The sequence below is a fragment of the Paenibacillus sp. Pae15 genome (genome assembly GCF_024519685.1).
Lineage (GTDB): Bacteria > Bacillota > Bacilli > Paenibacillales > NBRC-103111 > Paenibacillus_G > Paenibacillus_G naphthalenovorans.
In genome coordinates this window covers 15,544-35,750 of sequence record NZ_JALJRM010000012.1, presented here as the reverse complement: position 1 = coordinate 35,750, position 20,207 = coordinate 15,544, and the positions used below count along the sequence as shown (strand labels likewise).

The following is a 20,207-nucleotide window of genomic DNA, read 5'->3' as shown; positions in this document are numbered from 1 at the left end:
GATGAAAATGATATGAATAAAATATTATTTATCACGAATAGACTCCCGTTTCCTAAAACAGACGGGAGGAAAAATATACTCTCTCAATATTGTGAGCAAATTAAGGAAATATACCCGGATTGCTCCATTGTCAACTTATCTTTTGTAGATGAAAAAAAACATCTAAATGAGAAGCCCGATTTTATTTCCAAGGTTATTGAATTAGATCCACCCCATTTCTTTGAGAAAATATACAATGTCGTGATTCATTCCTTTATAAGAAGGAAATGGCCTATTCAAGTAGCTGTTTATTACAGCAGATCTACACATCATAGAATCAAAAAGATTATTGAACATGAAAAGCCGGATTTTATATTTTACGATATGGTACGGCTTGCGGAGTATATTGTTCAATGTGAATCACAGACAATTATGAGCTACGATGATCTCTTATCACTTCGCTACAAAAGACAGCTGCAATGGATCAAGTATACGCCCTCGCTATTGGGTAGTTTTGCCTATAAACTGCCTAAGGTCATTAGGCCGCTGTTCAACATGAAATATTTTCAATCACTCCTGCTAAAATTTGAATCTTATTTGTTAGTTAAGTATGAAGTTGAAGTTGCCAAAGTATTTGATAAGCTCATTTTTACTTCTCCAAAAGAGGCAAGGGAGTTCCAGCTTCTAACCACACACCCCGTTTGTATGGGGATACCGATGGTGTTTGAAACGAAGAACAGAATGGATAAGCGAAGCATTGACAAGAATAAAATTGTCTTTGTCGGAAAAATGGATATTCCTCATAACATTTCCGCTGTTCTTTATTTTTACAACAAGATCTGGCCTAAAGTAAAAATGCATAGTCCCAATGCAAAATTTTATATCATAGGAAAATCTCCTGCTCCCGAAATTTCTGAATTGGCACGACAGAAAGACATTATTGTAACCGGAGAAATGGAAAACATCTTTGAAGCCATTCAAGATGCGGCTGTGTTTGTTGCTCCGTTATTATTTGGGACAGGAATTAAAACCAAGGTCATTGAAGCCATGTCGATAGGGATTCCGGTTGTAGCCACTACCATCGGAGCTGAAGGAATATTTTATGGAGAGAATAAGGGCTTATTTGTAACGGATGATAGTGAAGAGTTTGTTGAGTATATATTAAAACTGATGAATAATGTCGAATTGAATTATGAGGTTACAAACAATGGTTACAAGTTAATCGATGAATATTACTCAAAAACAAGAAGTATATCGAGATGGGATGAACTGTTGAATAATCAATGCATAACCCACAGTTAGGTTCAAGGAAAGGAAATGTACAATGTTACCGGAAGATCCGAAAAGATTAAGAAAAACTTATTTTCTTTACGGTTTCCTGCTGTTTTTTATTGTGTTTGGCCAGAGATTCGCTCTTCCGTTAGGAGACAAGCAATTACCAATGATTATTCCGGTCATTTATGGAGTAATAATCATACTTATCATTCAAAAGACACTTGTTTTAGATAAAGTAAAATTCATACTTTTTTATTTGTTTACCGTATTGATGTTATCCCTGTTGTTATTTCAAAATGAATATTCCCATTTTTCAGTTATTTACATTCTTATCTGCTACGCGCCTTTTGTACTGATCCAAAAAGAAATAACCGAAAAGCTCCACAGAGACCTATTAATCTTATTTCAAAAATTAATGTTTGCTGCCGCAATGATCGGGATCATCCAATTCGTACTGCAGGCAGTTCATATTTGGAAATTCCAAGATTATTTTAATTTGCTGCCGGCCCAGTTCGTTCAACAGCATTATCAAAACCCTTATCCAATTCAATGGGGCTCAAGTATTTACAAATCCAACGGTATCTTTTTTTTGGAACCATCATTTTATTCGCAATTTTTAGCAGTGGCTATCATCATCGAGCTGATCTATTTCAAACGAATCAAATCCATATTCATCTATTTGTTGGGATTACTCTCCTCATTTTCGGGGACAGGAATTCTGCTTTTATGCGTGAGTGTTCCTTTTATTATTTATCGCATGAAATTATGGAAATTATTTGTAATGGCTGGGGTTTTATTTATTTTTTCTTTCCTGTATATCAATAGTGAATACTCCTCGGCACTCATTAGTAGATACGGTGAATTTAATTCTTCGCAATCCAGTGCCTTTCAACGATTTATCGGGCCTTACAAAGCATTCGATGAAATTAAACGTTCAGATGCTACGTTATTAATCAAGGGAATAGGTATAGGCAAAGTGGATGAGTATGATTTGGCATTTAAAGCCAACTTCTCCACCATTGCAAAGTTGCTTTATGAATATGGTTTAATTGTCGGCATCGTATTTTTGATATTTATTATCTATTCGATGACACGTGTAGAATCTAAGGCACTTTCTTTTTCATTCCTTTTTATGTATTTGATTCTTTCGGGCAGCTTGCTCCAGCCTCAAACCATATATTTAATTTATACCTTAACATTAGTTTGCAGCAGCCTGAAAATAGAGAAAGAATCTCCTGTATTCGTTTCGGATAAGTTATTACGACCAGATCCTTCTTAATGAGGTTAAAATTAAATGAAAAACATTTTATTTTTAACACATCTTTATCCGTATCCCCCCAATGACGGCGGGAAGATTGTCAGCTTTAATACACTAAAGCATTTGGCGGAATATGGTCATCATATCACGGTGTGCACCTTTTACTCAAAAGAAAAAGATGACTTAAGCACTTTCCCGCTGGAAATGCAAGTGTATGGAGTGCCGGTTGACTATGCCAATACATTAGGAGGTGGAATGAAAAACCTGATCTCGCCTTTGTCCTACAACATGGAGAAGTACGTGAATCGGCAGATGAGAGAATTGGTTTTTTCATTATTATCTGAGCTGAATATCGACATTGTTTACGTGGATCATCTGCATATGGCTTATTACGGGAGGCTTATTAAACAAACCTATCCCCATTTGATAGTGGTGTTGAGACAGCATAATGTGGAAAGCCTGATCATGAAAAGAGTGGCAGAGGAAGAACGAAACCCGATTAAGAAACTGTATTTTCAGATGCAGTATGCAAAGCTTAACGCTTACGAAAGCAGTATTTGTGCTGATTTTGACGAGTGCATTATGATTACGCAGGAAGATTTGAATTTAATGGAAAAAATGAATCATCGTGTTAGATTAAGTTTACTGCCTGCAGGGGTTGATATGAATAAATATGTTCCTCTGGATTACCGGCAAAATGAATGGCCGACGATAACCTTTCTAGGTTCATTGGCTTGGATGCCTAATATTCAAGGGGTTACGTGGTTTATGGAAAACGTGTTTCCATCATTGCTGCGTCAAGTACCCAATATCCAATTTTATATTGTCGGTAAGAATCCTCCGGAAAGCATCGTGAAATATGAATCGCAATATCCAAAGAATGTTCATGTTACCGGTTTTGTCGAAGATGAAAGACCCTACATTGCCGCTTCAGACGTTTTCGTCGTTCCATTAAAAATTGGCGGCGGGATGAGAATTAAAATATTAAATGCGTTGGCGATGAAAAAACCGGTCGTAACTACAAGTATCGGTGCAGAGGGGATACATTTAAAGGAAGGCAGCTTCGAAGTAGCAGACAGCTCTGCAGATATGGAGAAAACAATATTGAAGTTGTTGAACAATAAAGATCTGGCCGGGCAAATGGGGGAATTAGGATATCAGGAAGTGCAAGCCCATTATTCAAATCAGCTCATATTGGAAAAGCATGCCGCTAACCTGGATCATTTCGATTCTCCCGTTCATGATCATAAGATGAATGTGATGTATGTGACTCATTCCAAGAAGAAGGGTGGAGCCGAGCAAAGTCTGATTCATCTTATCAATCATATGGACACAAGCCTGTATAACATTTATTTGCTTTGTCCGCAGGATACCGAATATGTAGATGAAATTAAAACTCCTCATAAACGGCTGCATATGGAATTGGGGAGCATCAAAAAAAACATTGCAGCTTATATTCAACGAAATATGGCAATCATTCATTTGGTCAGGAAGCACAACATTCATATTGTTCATGCCAATGGTTGGAGAGCTCCATGGTATGTACTATTTGCCAAATACTTCACAAAAGCGAAAACCATTTGGCATCATAGAGATGCAATGGAATCCAAATTTTATACATGGCTGCTCCCCCATTTTTTCGATCAAGTCATTTGTATATCGGATTTCGTAAAAAGCACGATAAAAGTAAAGAGAAAGTGTGCTGTTGTATATAACGGAATTGAGCAAAAAAATGATGCAAGCTTAGAGAAGCAAAGAAAATTTAAAGAAGATGGTATATTAGTCATTGGAGTAATTGGGAGAATCGTTGAGTGGAAAAGATATGACTATATCATCAAGGCGCTCTCCATATTTACCCGAAAATTCAACATCACCAATTGGAAGCTTAACATTTATGGCGATACGGCCGTAGATGGGTCCGATGTTTATTTACAGCAGCTGAAAGATCTGGTAGCAGAATTAGGGCTTGAATACAACATTAATTTTAAAGGTCATACCCGTACACCGATTAAAGCTATGGGTGAATGTGATGTGACGATTAATTTCTCGGATAAAGAGCCATTCGGTCGAGTCATCATAGAGTCATTGCTTGCAAAAACCCCGGTAATCGTTGCGAATTCCGGAGGAGCACACGAAATTATTGCAAGGACTGAAGGAGGTTTTATTTGTCAGGACGGAGATATTGATCATTTGGCACATCAAATTAAAGAAATCTATGATTTAAGCGAGCATCAGTACGAAAGCCTATCTTCAACAGGATATGAAAATGTCAAAAAATTTTTTGATGCAAAAAATAAATCCAGAGATGTTTCACAAATCTATAATCGACTGACCAAGAAAGCTTTCCTGTCGCAGCATATGTAATAGGATATTCAAATCGATGACCAAATGATGATTGCAGACATGAGGCAACCGTCTTAACCATCATTCGTCAGTAAAAAGGAGGTATTATGAAAAAGCGGCTGTTTGTCAGTATTGATTTCCCGCCGGAAGCCGGCGGTATACAAAATTACGTTCATGGCATCATTTCGAATTTAAATCCTGCCGATTCGTTTGTACTGACACACACACACGAAAAGGCAAAAGAATTTGATCATGAACAAACATATAAAATATTTCGTACTTCAATGAAGGGCAATAAGTTTAAAAATGTCCTCGTACTGTTCAAATTAATCATATACTTGATTTATTTAAAGTACAAAATCAAATATGATGAAATCCACTTTGGGAATGTCTATCCCATTGGCCTTGTCGGGCCTATAGCCAAATGGGTATTGCATGTTGATTATTACTGCTATACTCACGGGTTGGACATTTTAAGTTTGAAAAACACCAAAAGAACATATCAATCCTTATTATTTATATTAAGACACTCGAAAAAAATCATTTGCAACAGCAAGTATACGAGTGAAAAAGTGAAGGAGATGGGTTTTTCTAATGAAAATATCGTCATCGTTCAACCAGGAATCCATGAAAAACCAGATGTAAAGCATAATTTAACAGAGATTAAAGACCGCTATGATTTGCATAACAAAAAAGTCATATTAACGGTTTCCAGGTTGGTTGAACGTAAAGGCCATGACGTTGTTCTAAAAGCTCTAAAGACGATATGCAGAGATAATCCTGATATTCGGTATGTCATATGCGGTGACGGTCCTTATAGGAAAACATTGGAAAAAATAGCGAATGACTATGGGTTGAACCAAAGCGTGATATTTACAGGAACCTTGGATAATGATGAGCTTGAAGGCTTATATTTATGCTCGAATATCTTTATCATGCCAAGCAGAGAAATTAAAGAAAATGGCGATGTAGAAGGATTCGGAATCGTATTCCTGGAAGCCAATTATTATGGCCTGCCGGTCATTGGAGGAAACAGCGGCGGAATTCCTGAAGCGGTATTGGATCAAACCACGGGTTTTCTTGTAGATCCGTTGAATGCGGAAGAGATCCGTGTGAAGTTAAAAGAACTGCTGACAAATGAAGCATTGGCAAAACAAATGGGAGAAAACGGAAAAAAATGGGTTGTTGAGAAATGTTTTTGGAAGCACAGAGTGAAAATCATCGAACAGTTAAACTAATGAAATGAATCCAACGGAATAAAGTTGGATTTAATCTAAATAAGATAAGAGGCTGTTAAAATGAAAGTAACTGTGGCCATATGTACCTTTAACCGGGCGGAATATTTGGAAAAAACAATAAACAGTGTGCTGGTACAGTCCTATCCTGATACAGAATACGAAATTCTCATTATCGATAATAATTCCACGGATCATACAGCCCAATTAGTGATGCCCATTGTAGAAAAAGAGCATCATGTCAGGTATGTCCTGGAAGTCAATAAAGGCTTGTCTTATGCCAGAAATCGAGCTATTGCAGAGGCAAAGGGCGAGTTTATTTTATTTTTGGATGATGATGCGACTGCTTGTCAGGATTGGATACGACACATCTTGGATTGCTTTCAAGATGAGAAGGTTGCCTGCGTAGGTGGGAAAATCAATCCGGTTTGGGAAAAGTCCGTTCCAACCTGGCTGCCTGAAAGGTATTACTCTTTGTATACCATACTGGACTACTCGGATAAAGTCACTGAAATGGATCACAATTCCATACCTTTCGGAGCGAATGTTGCGTTTAGAAAAGACGTCCTCAAGAAATATGGCTGCTTTCGAACGGATTTGGGGCGAGTAGGGAATAATTTGCTTTCGGGAGAAGAATCGGAACTGATCCGTAAAATACGGAAGGATTACATCATTATGTATACTCCGTATGCTTTTGTCAATCATACGATCGCTTCTAATCGAATCAATAAAAAGTGGTTTCTCAGAAGATTATACTGGCAGGGCGTAAGCGATGTAATCAGGGTGGAAAAAAAGTTAAAAAGACTCAAGTTTTTCATTGGTTCCAACATTAGAATCGTTTTTTACCTTGTTTACATCCTTTTCAACTTATCAGAGAAGAAGAAAACAATCCATATTTTGGCAAAACTAATGTATAGATTAGGGGTTGTACGTTATACACTGACTTCGGTAATGAAAAGATGAGATCAACCGGAGATAAATAGAAAATGATCAGTTCGGGAGAGTAACAAAAACGGATAGAGGGTGTTTATATGAATATAAGTGTGATAGGTGTAGGTTACGTTGGCCTTGTTTCCGGCGTTTGTTTTTCTGAACTTGGAAACAAGGTGATTTGTGTTGATAAAGACATAACGAAAATAGAGATGCTGAAGCGCGGCGAGGTACCCATTTATGAACCGGGTTTGAAAGAACTTATAGACAAAAACGTAAAAGCCGGACGTCTGTCTTTTACTAATGAATTGTCTGAATCGGTGCAAGCATCGGAGATTATTATCATTGCAGTCGGTACTCCATCATTGCCAAACGGTGAGGCGAATTTACAGTATATAGAGCAGGCAGCAAGAGAAATTGCGCTGGCGATCAACGAATATAAAGTCATCATGACCAAAAGTACGGTTCCTGTAGGAACCAATGAAAAGATCGCACAAATGATATATGAATTGACAGAACATCCGTTTGACGTCGTTTCTGTACCCGAATTCCTCAGAGAAGGATCCGCCATTAAGGACACCTTGTATCCGGATCGCATTATCATTGGAACGGATAGCAAGCCGGCGGAACAAAAAGCGGTGGAACTGCATTCAACTCTCACGGACCAGATTATCGTTACAGATATTCGAAGCGCGGAAATGATCAAATATGCCTCCAACGCCTTCCTCGCAACTAAAATTTCATTTATCAATGAGATAGCAAATATTTGCGAAAAAGTGAACGCCGATGTCACACTTGTTGCCAAAGGAATGGGGCTGGATAAACGTATAGGTCCATCCTTCTTAAATGCCGGGATCGGCTACGGCGGATCATGCTTTCCTAAAGATACGGAAGCATTAATTCAGATTGCCGGAAATGCCAATTATGAATTTAAGTTGTTGAAGTCCGTTGTCGAAGTAAACAAACATCAAAGATTCAATGTCATTAATAAACTTGAAGATCTATTGGGGAACCTTTCTTCCAAAACCATTGGGATTTGGGGATTAGCATTCAAACCCAATACCGATGATGTAAGAGATGCTCCGTCTATTGAAATTGTTGAAACACTAATCAAGAAAGGTTGTATAATCAAAGTTTATGACCCGATCGCAATAAATAACTTTAGAAAAGTTGTCAACCATGAGAACATTGTTTGGTGTGACAGTATAACAGATGCAGCCATCGATTGCCATGGCGTCTGCTTGTTGACCGAATGGAACGAGTTCAAAGAAGTTGACTTGAAAAACATAGAAAAATTGATGAAGCTGCCGGTATTTATTGACGGCAGAAACGTGTATGCCAAGGAACGCATCGAAGAGACCGGATTGAATTATTACTCGATCGGCAGACCTGACGTGAATCAGAGTCATATTGCAGATTTCATCGAAAGAGTAAAATGACGGATTATATTAAGTTCTTGTGGAGTGTGTGATGAGCTTACTATCAAGAAGAACCAAATTTTTTGGGAACGGCATGTTCGGCACCATCGTTCAAACGATGTTTTTCAATGTATTTATTTTGGCGGTTACAGTATTAACTACTGTAATCACAGCAAGAATGCTGGGGGTTGAAGGAAGAGGAGTGTTAGCGGCGGCGTTATTTTGGCCGGGTTTCTTATCCAGTTTAATTAATCTCGGACTGCCCAATTCACTAATCTACCATATGAAAAAGGGCGGCAAAGATAATATACAAACTTATCTGTTATACTCCGTATTTATTCAATTCCCGGCAAGTGTTGTTGTAGGCGGGATCGCCTGGTGGCAGATGCCGGCTTGGATGGCGAAATATCCGCCTGTTATTATTGAATTATCACAATCTTTAATTGTATTTCATATTTTTTTACTGTTGGTAACCAATCTTTTATTGGCGGTTTTTTAGAGTCTCGACAAGTTCAAAATATACAATCTGATTCGGTTTTCCGTTCCTACGTTTAATATTATAGGACTTGTTTTGTTGTGGCAGTTAGGTAAACTTACGGTTTACTCTGCGATTCTCAATAACTTCCTGGTTAGTTTCCTAGTGACTGTATGGGCGATCTACCTAATGATTCGCGAGATCAAAGATAAATGGAAATGGGAATGGGAATGGAACAACTCGCTGCTTGTTCCTTTTACACGTTATGGTCTTAGGGTCTTTATCCTGGAACTGTTGGGAGTACTCTCAGGGCAGCTGGACAAAATCATTATTATTACTCTGCTTACCCCCCGCGAATTCGGCCTGTATTCTGTTGCTTTTACGTTATCCCGAGTATTTAACGTATTGCAAACCGCGGTCAGCAATGTCATATTTCCGAAAGTGACAGGACTGGATCAATCCGATATTGTTACCAAAGTGAGCAGGGGCTTCCGGATCTCAATGATCATCATGGGCATGATTATCATTCCTTTTATTTTATTGGGGCCCTTTCTGATTCAGCTGTTTCTCGGAAAAGATTTTATCAGTTCCAGCTTCATATTTTATCTATTATCCTGGGAGTGTGTGATCGGAGGAGGATCATGGATATTGGCACAGGCTTTTAATGCACTTGGCAGACCAGGATTAATTGTTGTAAGACAAGCCATTGCTTTAATCGTAACGGTAGGCTTGTTTTTTATTCTGGCTCCGATCTGGGGCTTGATTGGAATAAGTATCGCTTTGTTAACCGGAGCGATGATTCGGCTGGCCATAACGTTGGTTTCGTTCCCCATCGTTTTGAAAATTCCCCTTAAACAAGTAATATACAACAAAGATGATTATCAATACTTGAAAAGTGTACTTAATTTAAAGAGGAGGGGACTTGTATGAATGCCATACACCCTATGCAGGAGATCAAGGAAAAACTCAAACAAATTTTAAAGGTAGTCCCTCCAAAAACAGAAATTTGTTATATTGATTACCCCGTTTATAATAACGTTGGCGATCTGCTGATCATGAAAGGAACAGAGGCGTTTTTTAGGGATAACCAATATAAGGTGAAAGCAAGGTTCAGTTGTATTAATTTTAAAAAAGGGATGTATATTCCCAAGGAGTGGACAATCGTACTTCAAGGCGGAGGCAATCTTGGAGACATGTATTTACAGCATCAGTCATTAAGGGAATATATTATCGACAATTATCCGGAGCACCGTATTGTCATCCTGCCCCAAACGATTTATTTCAAAAGCGAAAATGAATTCAATAAAACAGCAGTCATATTCAATAGGCATAAGGATTTGCATGTTTTTGTAAGAGACGCAAACAACTATGAAATGGCAAAGAAAAAGTTTCATAAGTGTTTCGTGTATTTATGTCCTGATATGGCCCATCACTTGTGGCCAATGAAACCAACCGGCAAGGCGGAAAAGGAAGAGCTTCATTTTCTGAGAACCGATATTGAAATCAATCATTCGTATCAAAAGGATGTAAGTTCTACACATGACCAAAAGGATTGGTCAACATTATTGACGCCACTCGATAGAAAAATAACAAGAATGTTTATGAAGTTGCATAAAATGGATCGTGCTGTTGGCAATATACTTCCCGTACAACCGTTTTGGTATAAATACGCTGATTATCTGGTGAGTAAATCGGTCAAGTTTTTTAGTACGTACCATAAAGTGAGAACTTCCAGGCTTCATGGACATATATTAGCATGTCTTTTGGATAAGGAAAATATATTGTTAGATAATTCTTATGGTAAGAATTCGAACTATTATCTAACCTGGACCTATAAATATCCATCGGCGAAATTGGATGGAGAAATAAATATGCAGCAGCAGGAGTCCGTTGCTCCATGACTCATGACATAACGAAGACATTGTTCGACATAGAAAAGGAAGCAGCTTTTTTGTGCAAGCCCAGTTTTTATTTATATTGTTTAAAATCAGAGGAGTGGATTCTATGAAACTTGTATTATTATCCGGAGGTTCAGGCAAACGCCTTTGGCCATTATCCAACGATTCCAGATCGAAGCAATTCCTTAAAGTGCTGAAAAATTCAAACCAGGAATTGGAATCCATGGTGCAAAGGGTTTGGGGGCAGATATCCGCCGCCGGACTTTCGAACCAGTCGTACATCATAACCGGTCTGGGACAAGTAGAAATGATTTACAGCCAACTGGGCCACGAGGTGAATGTCGTATGTGAACCGAACCGCCGCGATACTTTTCCCGCAATCGCCTTAATGTCCACCTATCTTTATTCTATTGTTGGTGTAAGTTTGCAGGAGGTCATTACGGTTTTGCCTGTCGATCCTTACGTAGAAGATCACTTTTTCCACAAAGTAAAGGAGTTGGAATCGATCGTCCATGATTCAGGCGCGGATATAGCACTTATGGGCGTAAAGCCTACGTATCCTTCCGAAAAGTATGGGTATATCGTTCCGGATAAATCGCAAAATGAAGTCTTGACACCATACAGGACTGTTGATCATTTTAGAGAAAAACCTCACGAAGACCAAGCCAAACTTTTGATTGAACAAGGTGCGCTTTGGAATTGTGGGGTTTTTGCATTTAGATTAGATTATGTGATCAACATGCTGATACAGAGAGGGCTGCCGATTCAATATGAAGAGCTGGTGAAGCATTATGATGCTCTTCCGAAACTAAGCTTTGATTATGAAGTAGTGGAGAAGGCTAAACACATTGTTGTGGCGCCGTATGACGGTTTCTGGAAGGATCTTGGAACCTGGAATACATTAACGGAAGAGATTGAAACACAGCAAATAGGAAGCGGGATAATCAGTGCGGATTCAAAGAACACACATCTGATTAATGAGTTGGAAATACCGGTAACGATCATAGGTTGTTCCAATTTGGTTGTCGCTGTTAGTCCGGACGGCATATTGGTTTCAGATAAATCGGCTAGCGCCAAAATAAAAGAAATTATGAAGGATATTGAGCAAAGACCTATGTTCGAAGAAAGGCGTTGGGGTTGGTATAGAGTATTAGATTACACGAAAAAAGACGGTAAAGAAGTGTTAACCAAACGGATCGGAGTACATGCGGGGAAAAACTTGAGCTACCAGCTCCATCTGAAGCGAAGTGAAGCATGGACGATCATATCGGGTGAAGGCGAACTTGTGCTTAATGATAAATTGATTCATGTAGCCGCGGGAGATGTAATTCAAATCCCGGTACGGGCAAGACACAGTATAAGGGCCATTACGGATCTGGAAATCATTGAAGTACAGAGCGGCAACGAGCTGGTAGAAGAGGACATCGTCCGGTTATATATGAATTGGGCAGATATTGAAAGACAGTGTGTGAAAATGAGCTAATTTCCGCAGCTTATGAAGCCGTTCAGTCAGTGAATTCAATGAAAAGGATGCGTAACGTTTGAGAATGAAAAGACGCAGAAGGAGCGTGTCCTTCTGGAACCATTGGATTCCGCTCCTCTGTTGGATGACGGTAATTTTCCTGATGTCGGCCCAGCCCCATGAAAAGCAGGATCTGAAACCATGGCTTCAAAATAGTAAGGCAGAACAAGTCGTGAAAGAGCGTTTTTCAGGAGTACAGCTGAACTATGGCGGGAAAGAGATCAGTGTGCATAAGAATGGGGCTGCCGCGTTTATGGAGTTTTTCATTCGAAAGCTGGCTCATATCATGGAATATATGGTCTTAGGTTTTCTTGTATTCCGATTGTCGGCAAGAATAATACACAGGAAGGCGAAAGTACACATGGTTCTTTCCCTTCTTTTTTGCGGGATATACGCGGGTTTGGATGAGATGCATCAGATCTATACGGCCGGCAGGACGCCGATGATATCGGATGTTATCCTGGATACTTGCGGGGCTGCCTTTGGAATCATGACTTATTATTTATGCAAACAAATGATAGAAAGAAGTGGTGATACGGTTTGAGTGGAATTCTAAAACGACCGTCGCGTTGGTTTAAATGGAGTTTGCTGATCTTATTGGCAATCGCCCTTGGTTTCATGATTTACATTAGCTACATGTACTGGATGATTCGTTCAACAACGATTGAAGATATAGTGCAGCGTCAGCATGTGCAAGAGGACAACGGTAAATTGAAGGAACCGGAAAGCACATCTCCTATATTGGGGAATACGCTGGAAAAAGCCAATGAATTCGCCAATAAACCGATCAGCAAGCAGGATGCGATGGATGCAGCGGCGATTCTGTTAAATTCGGGCTTGTCCATGCGGGATATTTATTTCTTGCTTGGCCAGGCTACCGATAAGCTGAACAATGAGGAAAAACAACATATACGGGATTTACTGCTTCAAAAACTCAGTCAACAGGAAATAGATGCCTTGAAAGCTATCACCGGCAAATATGGTAAAAACCTCATTATTTTGGACCCCAACTATCCTATTGAATTAGTGGGCGTTTATGATGAGGAAGAGCGCAAGAAGATTAAAAAGGAGCTTGAAGCACGTAAGAAACAGCAGAGCAGTACGGAAGAGCCGCCGACCCAATCCACCTCTGCTCCCCCTGAGGCTGCTCCTTCCGCTCCTTCTGCAAACCAGCGGGATCCTAAATCAGGAATTACGGCAGAAATCGAGAACAAATATAGAGCAGAGCTGGAGAAGCTCAAGAATACATGCCAGGCTGAAGCTAACGGGATCGTAAATGAAATTTCGGCAGCTATGGGTGATCAGGAGCAATTGGATAATGATGCACTTCAAACAATCAAGGACAAATATTTCAAAAAAATAGCTGATGCGGAGAAACGGTGCAGCGGGCAAGTCGATCGTATTATTCAGAACGCAAAACAAGAACTGCGCGATGCCGGTTTAAACGATACCGGACCGAACGCGTGGAAGCAGGAGTATGAATCGCTCAAAAGCCAAGCACAATCCAAGGCGCTAAGTCGATTGCAAAACAGTTGACTAAAATCAATGGATACTAATTTATCTAATTTAAAGGTGATATTATGATTGGAAAGCGTATACAAAAACTGAGGCAGAAAAAGCGTTTGTCACTCTCGGAACTTGCGAGCCGGGCTGGAGTGGCCAAATCGTATTTGAGCTCCATCGAAAGAAATATTCAACATAATCCTTCCATCGAGTTTTTACACAAAATTGCTGTAGTTCTTAGTGTAGATATTCATAACCTTATTAGAGAAGAAGGACAGTGTGAGGTCGAATATCTGGAGAAGGAATGGGTTCAATTGGTTAGGGAGGTACGGGCCTCCGGCTTAAGTATTGACGAGGTCAGGAGCTGTTTGAGCCAATATAACAGTCATGCTTAGGCGGTCTAGTTGGTATAAGGGGCTTTATAAAAAGTGCAAAGTAACTTCGCTTCGGACAAGAAAACGAGCATTGACTCCAGTCTGCCCCATCCCCTTGGAGATATAATAGGTTCCGTATGGCCCTCGATGCAGCCCCTTATAAATTCCCATAGCAGGCAGCTTTCCCATTGGTCGAAGCCGATAAAAGAAAGGGATATTCAATTGCTTGCCGTGGAGATGCCCCGCCATAAGATAATCAAACCGCTCCCTCATCTCGAGTACAATATTAGGGTCATGGGTAATCACAATGCGCGGGCGGCCGGTGTTTGTTCCATGAAAGGATTCGCCGATACGACTTTTGCCGCTGTCGTAGTCGTCGATCCCGATGAGTTCAAACCCGGGAAGCCGAACCGATTCATTACGCAGAAGATGGATTCCGCTTTGCTGAAGCAGCTTGATGAGTTTGCTCACTTTCCGCTGTTGATAATCGTGATTTCCGAGCACGCCAAAGGCAGGGATGCCGCTTGCTTGGAACACGTTCAGATAACGCTTCAATAAAGGAAGGTACGCTTCCAGCTTTGTATAATCTCCCGTAAGGAACAGATAGTCCGGCCGCTCCTGTTGTATGACCCTTCTTAATTGCTCGGGACGAATCCGAAGCCGTTCTATATGCATATCGCTGATTTGTAATATTTTTATGTTTAATCCCAGCGAGTGTCTGACTTTCTCCACCTTCAACCATTGAGTCGGAAAAATAAACAGCAGATAACAAGCGGCAATGGCAAGGATGATCCCCCATAAAATCGACAAACGTCTCGTTTCTCCCTTCATGCACCATTTAGTATCATATTACTATAATTCCAACGGATTAGATACATAATGTTTCGGCTTTATGAAGAAATGCCAGCCTATGATAGTCAAAATGATTTAATTTATAAATCTTTTTTTTCTACCGACATCCTTCGAGTTACTTTTTAGTATAAAGCTGGTAAGGTTACCTCTGTAAACCTATATCGGAGGTATGCGGAATTGAACTTTTTCAAATGGTCCATCGTAGTGCTGTTGTTCGTGGCAAATATCGCGGTTATCGTGTTTGGGAAAAAGCATTTTGAGAATCAAGCTTCTGCGGCTGGCGGCTACGTGCAGACCGACACAGCCAGTGTTCAACAGACGGTTTATGAAGATTCTATTAATCGGGTGGTCAAATAATGAATAATAAAATTGAAATTGACGTTCAGAAAATACTGGTATCCTTAAATTTGGGTACAAGGTTGCCTTATCTGGTAAGTGGAGATTATATAAATCATCTGATAGAATCCGATCTGAAAACCCAGCCGTCGCAGACTCTTAGTAAATCTCGCCGCTTTATAGATGAAATACAGACTTGACGGTTGTGAACAAAAACAAAAGTGCACTCATCCGGTGCACTCTTTTAACAATTCGGATTTTAGAAAAAGGATAAACCTCATTGCATTTTCATTGGACAAGATCTCCCCTTCATGGGTGAAAGAAAATCGTTCCAATATTTCATTTTCCGGGAGATGCAAGCAATTCACTAATTCCTGTACATCCTGATCAATTAGGTCCTTTACATCATGTTTCATTAGGTTCTTCATGTTCCAACCCCTTCCCATTAGTCCCACATCATTCCAACGGAAGCCGGTTTTCGGCAACTGGCTGGCATGTTGAAGCGAATAGCTCAAGGTAGCCCCTATAGCTTTGCGTCACCATTTTTCAATGGTTTTGCCAATTATCTCGTTTTATGGTGGTTGTGAACCTATCATATACGAATTTACATTTTGGGACAATATGAATTTGTTATATCTTGGTTAAATTTGAATAAAAATTTAAGTCTTTTGTACCCATTATATGATCTCCAAAGCGTACGGTCTGCGATGAAATCCTATGATTCGTTATAGATTAAGATAAGAGCCCCCCTTCTTTGATACTAAATGTTTCTTTTTATATGCTATTTTAGTGAAAATCTACCATTAAACTATTGATAAAATCGACTAAATTGGCTAAAATTATGTTACAAATTGTATCTAAACCGGGAAGGTAGATGTATCATGCCGCCAAGAATTGTGAAAAAAGTACCAAGGGAAAGAAAGATGACGATAGTCGAGTACCCAGAGAAGATTACTTTTCCGGTCTTACAGAAACCTGACAAAGACCTCAGCCCTTTCTTTGAAGGAACGGAGAATGGAATGGACTTTGTATGCGGTTCATGTAATCATGTATTGATTAAGAATGTTAGAATTGTATCTCTTCCTATTTTAGCCGTATACCGGTGCCCCCAATGTGAACAATTAAATACCCTTTAGCCCTTATTGCCATAAACCAGCGGGAAATACTCTATTTCTTCGTACATCGGATTCTGGTGCAAATGGCTCCGGTACAAGACCACTTTTTGTACCTGCCATGCATGCAGGGAGGCATCGGGATTTGCGGACTCGGCTGTCCATGGATCCGACGGGAATTTAGTTTTTCCATTATATCTTCGTGCCAGAGTGATATGAGGGCTGTAAGGGCGCTTTTCACGCTCAAATTCCGCCTGGAGCGCTGCGTGCTCGACTCCGGCCTGCAGAGCAAACAGACGCTGCAGATCGCCTCCAACTCCTGCCCAGAGGATGCCGGGGGAAGCGGGACGGCCGAAAGTCCCCCATCCTTTTAGACGCAGGTCAAAAGCAGGGAAAGACGAGGTAAGTGCGGTTAAGCTTTGCACGATTTGACGGCGGGCTGTCGCTGAGGCTGCTCCCAAAAATTTCAATGTGATATGCAGATCTTGGGGATGGACCCACTTTTGAAAAGCATACGGTTTCTTCATGACGTCCATGTTCTCTTTCAGGACGGTTCGTATTTCGTCAGGAATAGGGATGGCGACAAACCAACGCGGTTCGATCATAGGGGATACACCTCTTTTTTTGTCGTTTGTTACTATTTTATAACCTTATGCTTTGCAAAGTAGGGCAATCTGATGAATCCTGTAAACAAATACTTGATGAAGCGTGACGAACTTTGCTATCATAGCGTATATCCTATGAAAAAGCGAAGGTGTGAAATCAGTGACTAAGCGCGCATACAATTTCAATGCGGGACCCGCGGCGCTGCCTTTGGAAGTGCTTCAGAAGGCGCAGGAAGAACTAGTGGAATACCAGGGAATCGGTATGTCCATTATGGAAATTTCCCACCGCAGCTCTCAGTACGAACAGTTAAATGCGGAAACACAAAGCCTGCTTAAGGAATTGTTTGCGATCCCGGACGGCTACAAGGTTTTGTTTATGCAGGGCGGGGCAAGCACGCAGTTTGCTGCGATTCCGATGAATTTCTTGAAAGCCGGCCAAGTGGGCGGCTATGTTCATACCGGGTCTTGGGCGGATAAAGCGCTCAAGGAAGCGAAGCTGTTCGGTGAAACGAAGATCGTGGCCAGCTCGGAAGCCGACAAGTTTACCCGTATTCCGGATGTAAGTCAATTGGCACTGGATCCCGGCACGGCTTACCTGCACATTACTTCGAATGAAACGATCGAAGGCGCCCAGTATCAGCAGTATCCGGATACCGGCAGCGTTCCGCTCATCGGCGATATGTCGAGCGACATTCTTTGCCGTCCTGTCGATGTTTCCAAATTCGCCATGATTTATGCAGGTGCGCAAAAAAATCTGGGGCCATCGGGCGTGACGGTCGTCATTTTGCGGGAAGACATGCTTCAGGATACGCCTAAAAATATCCCGACGATGCTGCGGTATGAAACACATGTGAAGAATAATTCCTTATACAATACTCCGCCGGTATACTCGGTATACATGGTGAATCTGGTGCTGAAGTGGATCAGGGACAACGGCGGATTGACCGCGATGGAAAAGCGCAATCGTGAGAAGACGAGCCTCATCTACAAAGCGATTGACCAAAGCGGCGGTTTCTACCGCGGCGTAGTAGATCCTGGCAGCCGCTCTATCATGAACATCACCTTCCGTCTGAAAGACGATGAGCTGGAGAAGCAGTTTATTAAAGAGTCGGAGCAGCACGGCTTCGTTGGACTCAAGGGACACCGCAGCGTTGGCGGACTGCGTGCATCGACATACAATGCCGTTCCTTATGAGGCCTGCAAGGCGCTGGCAGAATTTATGGTTGATTTTCAAAAACGCAACGGATAAGAACATTCGCTTAAAAATGCCGGAGAAAGAGCTTCCCGGCATTTTTTATCATCACTTCCGATACTAATTGTATCGATGCTCTTAAAGGCAATAAGCTGCCTCAAAATAAATATTTATTAAAAATTCACAATAAATGGTGGAAAAAAAAGCGAGAATATGATACATTTTGTATCATATAGATACATAGATAAGCTTTGGATGGAGGAGGATTTGATATTTTGGGGTATAAAAGCCGCTTATGGAAACGTACTTTTTTGATGTCTGCCCTAGTGAGTATGGTTGCAACTGCCGAGGTTAGTGCCAATGTAGCTTTTAGTGATTTGAATGAATCCTATGCAGCAGCAGAAATTTCGCGTTTGGCAGAGGCGGGATTCCTCAACGGTTATGAAGACGGAACATTCCGGCCAGCCCAAGCTGTAACCCGCGCCGATCTCGCCAAAATTCTCGTTCTATCCTTAAAGCTTGCCGAAGATCCGGAGGCGGCGTCAGAGTTTGAAGATGTTCCGGAGGATGCCTGGTATAGAGGTTACGTAGGAGCATTGGCGAAATCAGGAATTACGAGAGGGACCTCACAAGCAGCGTTCTCTCCGAATGAACCCGTGACCAGAGAACAAATAGCCGGTTTTTTTATACGTGCGTTTGGTCTGGAAGACAAAGCCGGCAAGCTGGCTCTTGAGGTGCCCTTTACGGATATAGATCAGGTGTCGGATTGGGCAAAACCTTATGTTGCTTTGGCTTATCATATAGGCTTCATTCAGGGGATCGCTAATGCGGACGGGACTCTGAGATTTGCTCCGGGCGAACATACGCAAAGACAAGCGCTGGCCCGATTGGCTTTCGAGTTTAATTTTAACCGCGATTCCTTCATAGAGGCTGCCAACCGCATCGCGAAGGAGCCTTCCGGTCCTGCCGGATCGGGTACGGGAGCGCCGAAGACACCACCTGGTTCAAGTGCAGGCGGAGGTACAGGCTCAACCACCGCGCCTGGAAGCATTGCTGTTCAACAATTGACCGCAATCGATCAAACCACGGTGGAAGTTACATTCAACCTTGCCGTCAGTACAGTAAGCAGCAGCGATTTTGCCTTTGATAACGGGCTGACTGTACAGAACGCTTCGCTGAAAGAGGGAAGCGGGGGCAAGGTCATCGTACTCACGACGTCCACCCAGACGCGAGGGACTGTTTATACATTAAGTTATAAGGGTCGGGATTCCGGTGTAACCGTAACCGGAGCGCTGCCGGTCCGGGAGATTCAAGCGGCGGTAGATGCCATTGAGGCTCTGCCTTCCGTGGATCAGCTCACCTTGAGTCATAAACAGGCGGTAACAGAGGCTCGGGAAAAAGTAGAAGCGGCCAAATCCAAAGGCGCTGTCGATACGGATTTCGCTAATTTGAACCTTTTGCAAGAGGCCGAAGCCAAAATAACTGATCTGGAGTCGTCGGGTTCCCAGCCTGAAAGCGGGCAGTGGATTCAGTCCGCATTTGCAAATATCGGCGGACAGCGTATTGCTGCCGAGATTGGAGAAGACAACGTGATTTCGTTTACGTTACCAGGCTCGATTGCAGATTCGGATCGTTTTACCGGTTTTTCCATTCAGGCTTCCCCTGATGTCCAGTCGATCTCCGTTACCGCCATGGGAATGACGAAGAGCATTGCATTTGATCAAGGTACCGTCCATATTGATGTAAGCCAAATATTGGGAGGTGCCGATCCGCAGGGCGACGGCGTATCGGTCAGCACGCTAAGGTCGCTGGCGGGAGGAACGGCGTTGAGTATTCCGGCCACCGTCACCCTTCAATCCGGCGGGACAAAACAACTGACACTTGTATTTAACCCATAGTG

Annotated in this window: 18 protein-coding genes and 1 riboswitch; of the genes, 16 read left to right on the top strand and 2 right to left on the bottom strand. The window is 41.5% G+C overall.

Features of this window, described 5'->3' with window-relative positions; genetic code table 11:
- Window positions 1–12: 12 nt before the first annotated feature.
- From NR121_RS12070 to NR121_RS12010, 13 genes are all read left to right on the top strand, one after another.
- On the top strand, window positions 13–1,281 hold the full coding sequence (locus tag NR121_RS12070) for a glycosyltransferase (protein ID WP_062406771.1): 1,269 nt from the start codon (window positions 13–15) through the stop codon (window positions 1,279–1,281).
- Window positions 1,282–1,303: 22 nt separating this feature from the next.
- Window positions 1,304–2,533: a hypothetical protein gene (locus NR121_RS12065; protein WP_062406773.1), complete on the top strand. Its 1,230-nt coding sequence runs from the start codon at window positions 1,304–1,306 to the stop codon at window positions 2,531–2,533.
- Window positions 2,534–2,548: 15 nt separating this feature from the next.
- Window positions 2,549–4,876, top strand: coding sequence for a glycosyltransferase (locus NR121_RS12060; protein WP_074727309.1), 2,328 nt, complete (start codon window positions 2,549–2,551; stop codon window positions 4,874–4,876).
- A gap of 86 nt (window positions 4,877–4,962) precedes the next feature.
- Entirely contained in the window at window positions 4,963–6,093 is a 1,131-nt protein-coding gene (locus NR121_RS12055) for a glycosyltransferase family 4 protein (protein ID WP_074727308.1), read from the top strand.
- A gap of 60 nt (window positions 6,094–6,153) precedes the next feature.
- Entirely contained in the window at window positions 6,154–7,053 is a 900-nt protein-coding gene (locus NR121_RS12050) for a glycosyltransferase family 2 protein (protein ID WP_062406779.1), read from the top strand.
- 68 nt (window positions 7,054–7,121) lie between these two features.
- On the top strand, window positions 7,122–8,459 hold the full coding sequence (locus NR121_RS12045; RefSeq protein WP_054817093.1) for a UDP-glucose dehydrogenase family protein: 1,338 nt from the start codon (window positions 7,122–7,124) through the stop codon (window positions 8,457–8,459).
- Window positions 8,460–8,490: 31 nt separating this feature from the next.
- Window positions 8,491–8,937, top strand: a complete 447-nt coding sequence (locus NR121_RS12040; protein ID WP_256831247.1) for a polysaccharide biosynthesis protein — start codon at window positions 8,491–8,493, stop codon at window positions 8,935–8,937.
- A gap of 72 nt (window positions 8,938–9,009) precedes the next feature.
- Entirely contained in the window at window positions 9,010–9,843 is an 834-nt protein-coding gene (locus NR121_RS12035; RefSeq protein ID WP_306274484.1) for a lipopolysaccharide biosynthesis protein, read from the top strand.
- On the top strand, window positions 9,840–10,814 hold the full coding sequence (locus NR121_RS12030; protein WP_062406783.1) for a polysaccharide pyruvyl transferase family protein: 975 nt from the start codon (window positions 9,840–9,842) through the stop codon (window positions 10,812–10,814). Before NR121_RS12035 ends, NR121_RS12030 begins: the two co-directional genes overlap by 4 nt.
- 103 nt (window positions 10,815–10,917) lie before the next feature.
- Window positions 10,918–12,294 (top strand): sugar phosphate nucleotidyltransferase, encoded by a 1,377-nt coding sequence (locus NR121_RS12025; RefSeq protein WP_062406784.1) that lies wholly within the window; start codon window positions 10,918–10,920, stop codon window positions 12,292–12,294.
- A gap of 64 nt (window positions 12,295–12,358) precedes the next feature.
- Window positions 12,359–12,877 carry a VanZ family protein gene (locus NR121_RS12020; protein WP_074727348.1) on the top strand — a complete coding sequence of 173 codons (519 nt, stop codon included), beginning with the start codon at window positions 12,359–12,361 and terminating at the stop codon, window positions 12,875–12,877.
- Window positions 12,874–13,869, top strand: a complete 996-nt coding sequence (locus tag NR121_RS12015) for a synaptonemal complex protein 1 (protein ID WP_137669860.1) — start codon at window positions 12,874–12,876, stop codon at window positions 13,867–13,869. The genes NR121_RS12020 and NR121_RS12015 overlap by 4 nt, the downstream gene beginning before the upstream one ends.
- A gap of 44 nt (window positions 13,870–13,913) precedes the next feature.
- Complete coding sequence (locus NR121_RS12010) at window positions 13,914–14,231, top strand: helix-turn-helix domain-containing protein (RefSeq protein ID WP_062406790.1); 318 nt, start codon at window positions 13,914–13,916, stop codon at window positions 14,229–14,231.
- 24 nt (window positions 14,232–14,255) lie between these two features.
- Here NR121_RS12010 and NR121_RS12005 read toward each other — a convergent pair whose 3' ends face one another.
- On the bottom strand, window positions 14,256–15,020 hold the full coding sequence (locus NR121_RS12005) for a metallophosphoesterase (protein ID WP_054817099.1): 765 nt from the start codon (window positions 15,018–15,020) through the stop codon (window positions 14,256–14,258).
- Window positions 15,021–15,239: 219 nt separating this feature from the next.
- Here NR121_RS12005 and NR121_RS12000 point away from each other — a divergent pair, with 219 nt between their 5' ends.
- Window positions 15,240–15,419, top strand: coding sequence for a hypothetical protein (locus NR121_RS12000; protein ID WP_054817100.1), 180 nt, complete (start codon window positions 15,240–15,242; stop codon window positions 15,417–15,419).
- Window positions 15,420–15,875: 456 nt separating this feature from the next.
- A riboswitch (cyclic di-GMP riboswitch) is annotated at window positions 15,876–15,968 on the bottom strand.
- A 562-nt stretch (window positions 15,969–16,530) separates the two neighbouring features.
- Here NR121_RS12000 and thpR read toward each other — a convergent pair.
- Entirely contained in the window at window positions 16,531–17,115 is a 585-nt protein-coding gene (thpR, locus tag NR121_RS11995; protein WP_054817102.1) for an RNA 2',3'-cyclic phosphodiesterase, read from the bottom strand.
- A gap of 160 nt (window positions 17,116–17,275) precedes the next feature.
- On the opposite strand from thpR, the gene serC reads away from it, so the two are divergent.
- Together serC and NR121_RS11985 are read left to right on the top strand one after the other, a co-directional pair.
- Window positions 17,276–18,364 carry a 3-phosphoserine/phosphohydroxythreonine transaminase gene (serC, locus tag NR121_RS11990; protein WP_062406793.1) on the top strand — a complete coding sequence of 363 codons (1,089 nt, stop codon included), beginning with the start codon at window positions 17,276–17,278 and terminating at the stop codon, window positions 18,362–18,364.
- A gap of 218 nt (window positions 18,365–18,582) precedes the next feature.
- Window positions 18,583–20,205, top strand: coding sequence for an S-layer homology domain-containing protein (locus NR121_RS11985; RefSeq protein ID WP_062406795.1), 1,623 nt, complete (start codon window positions 18,583–18,585; stop codon window positions 20,203–20,205).
- Window positions 20,206–20,207: the final 2 nt, after the last annotated feature.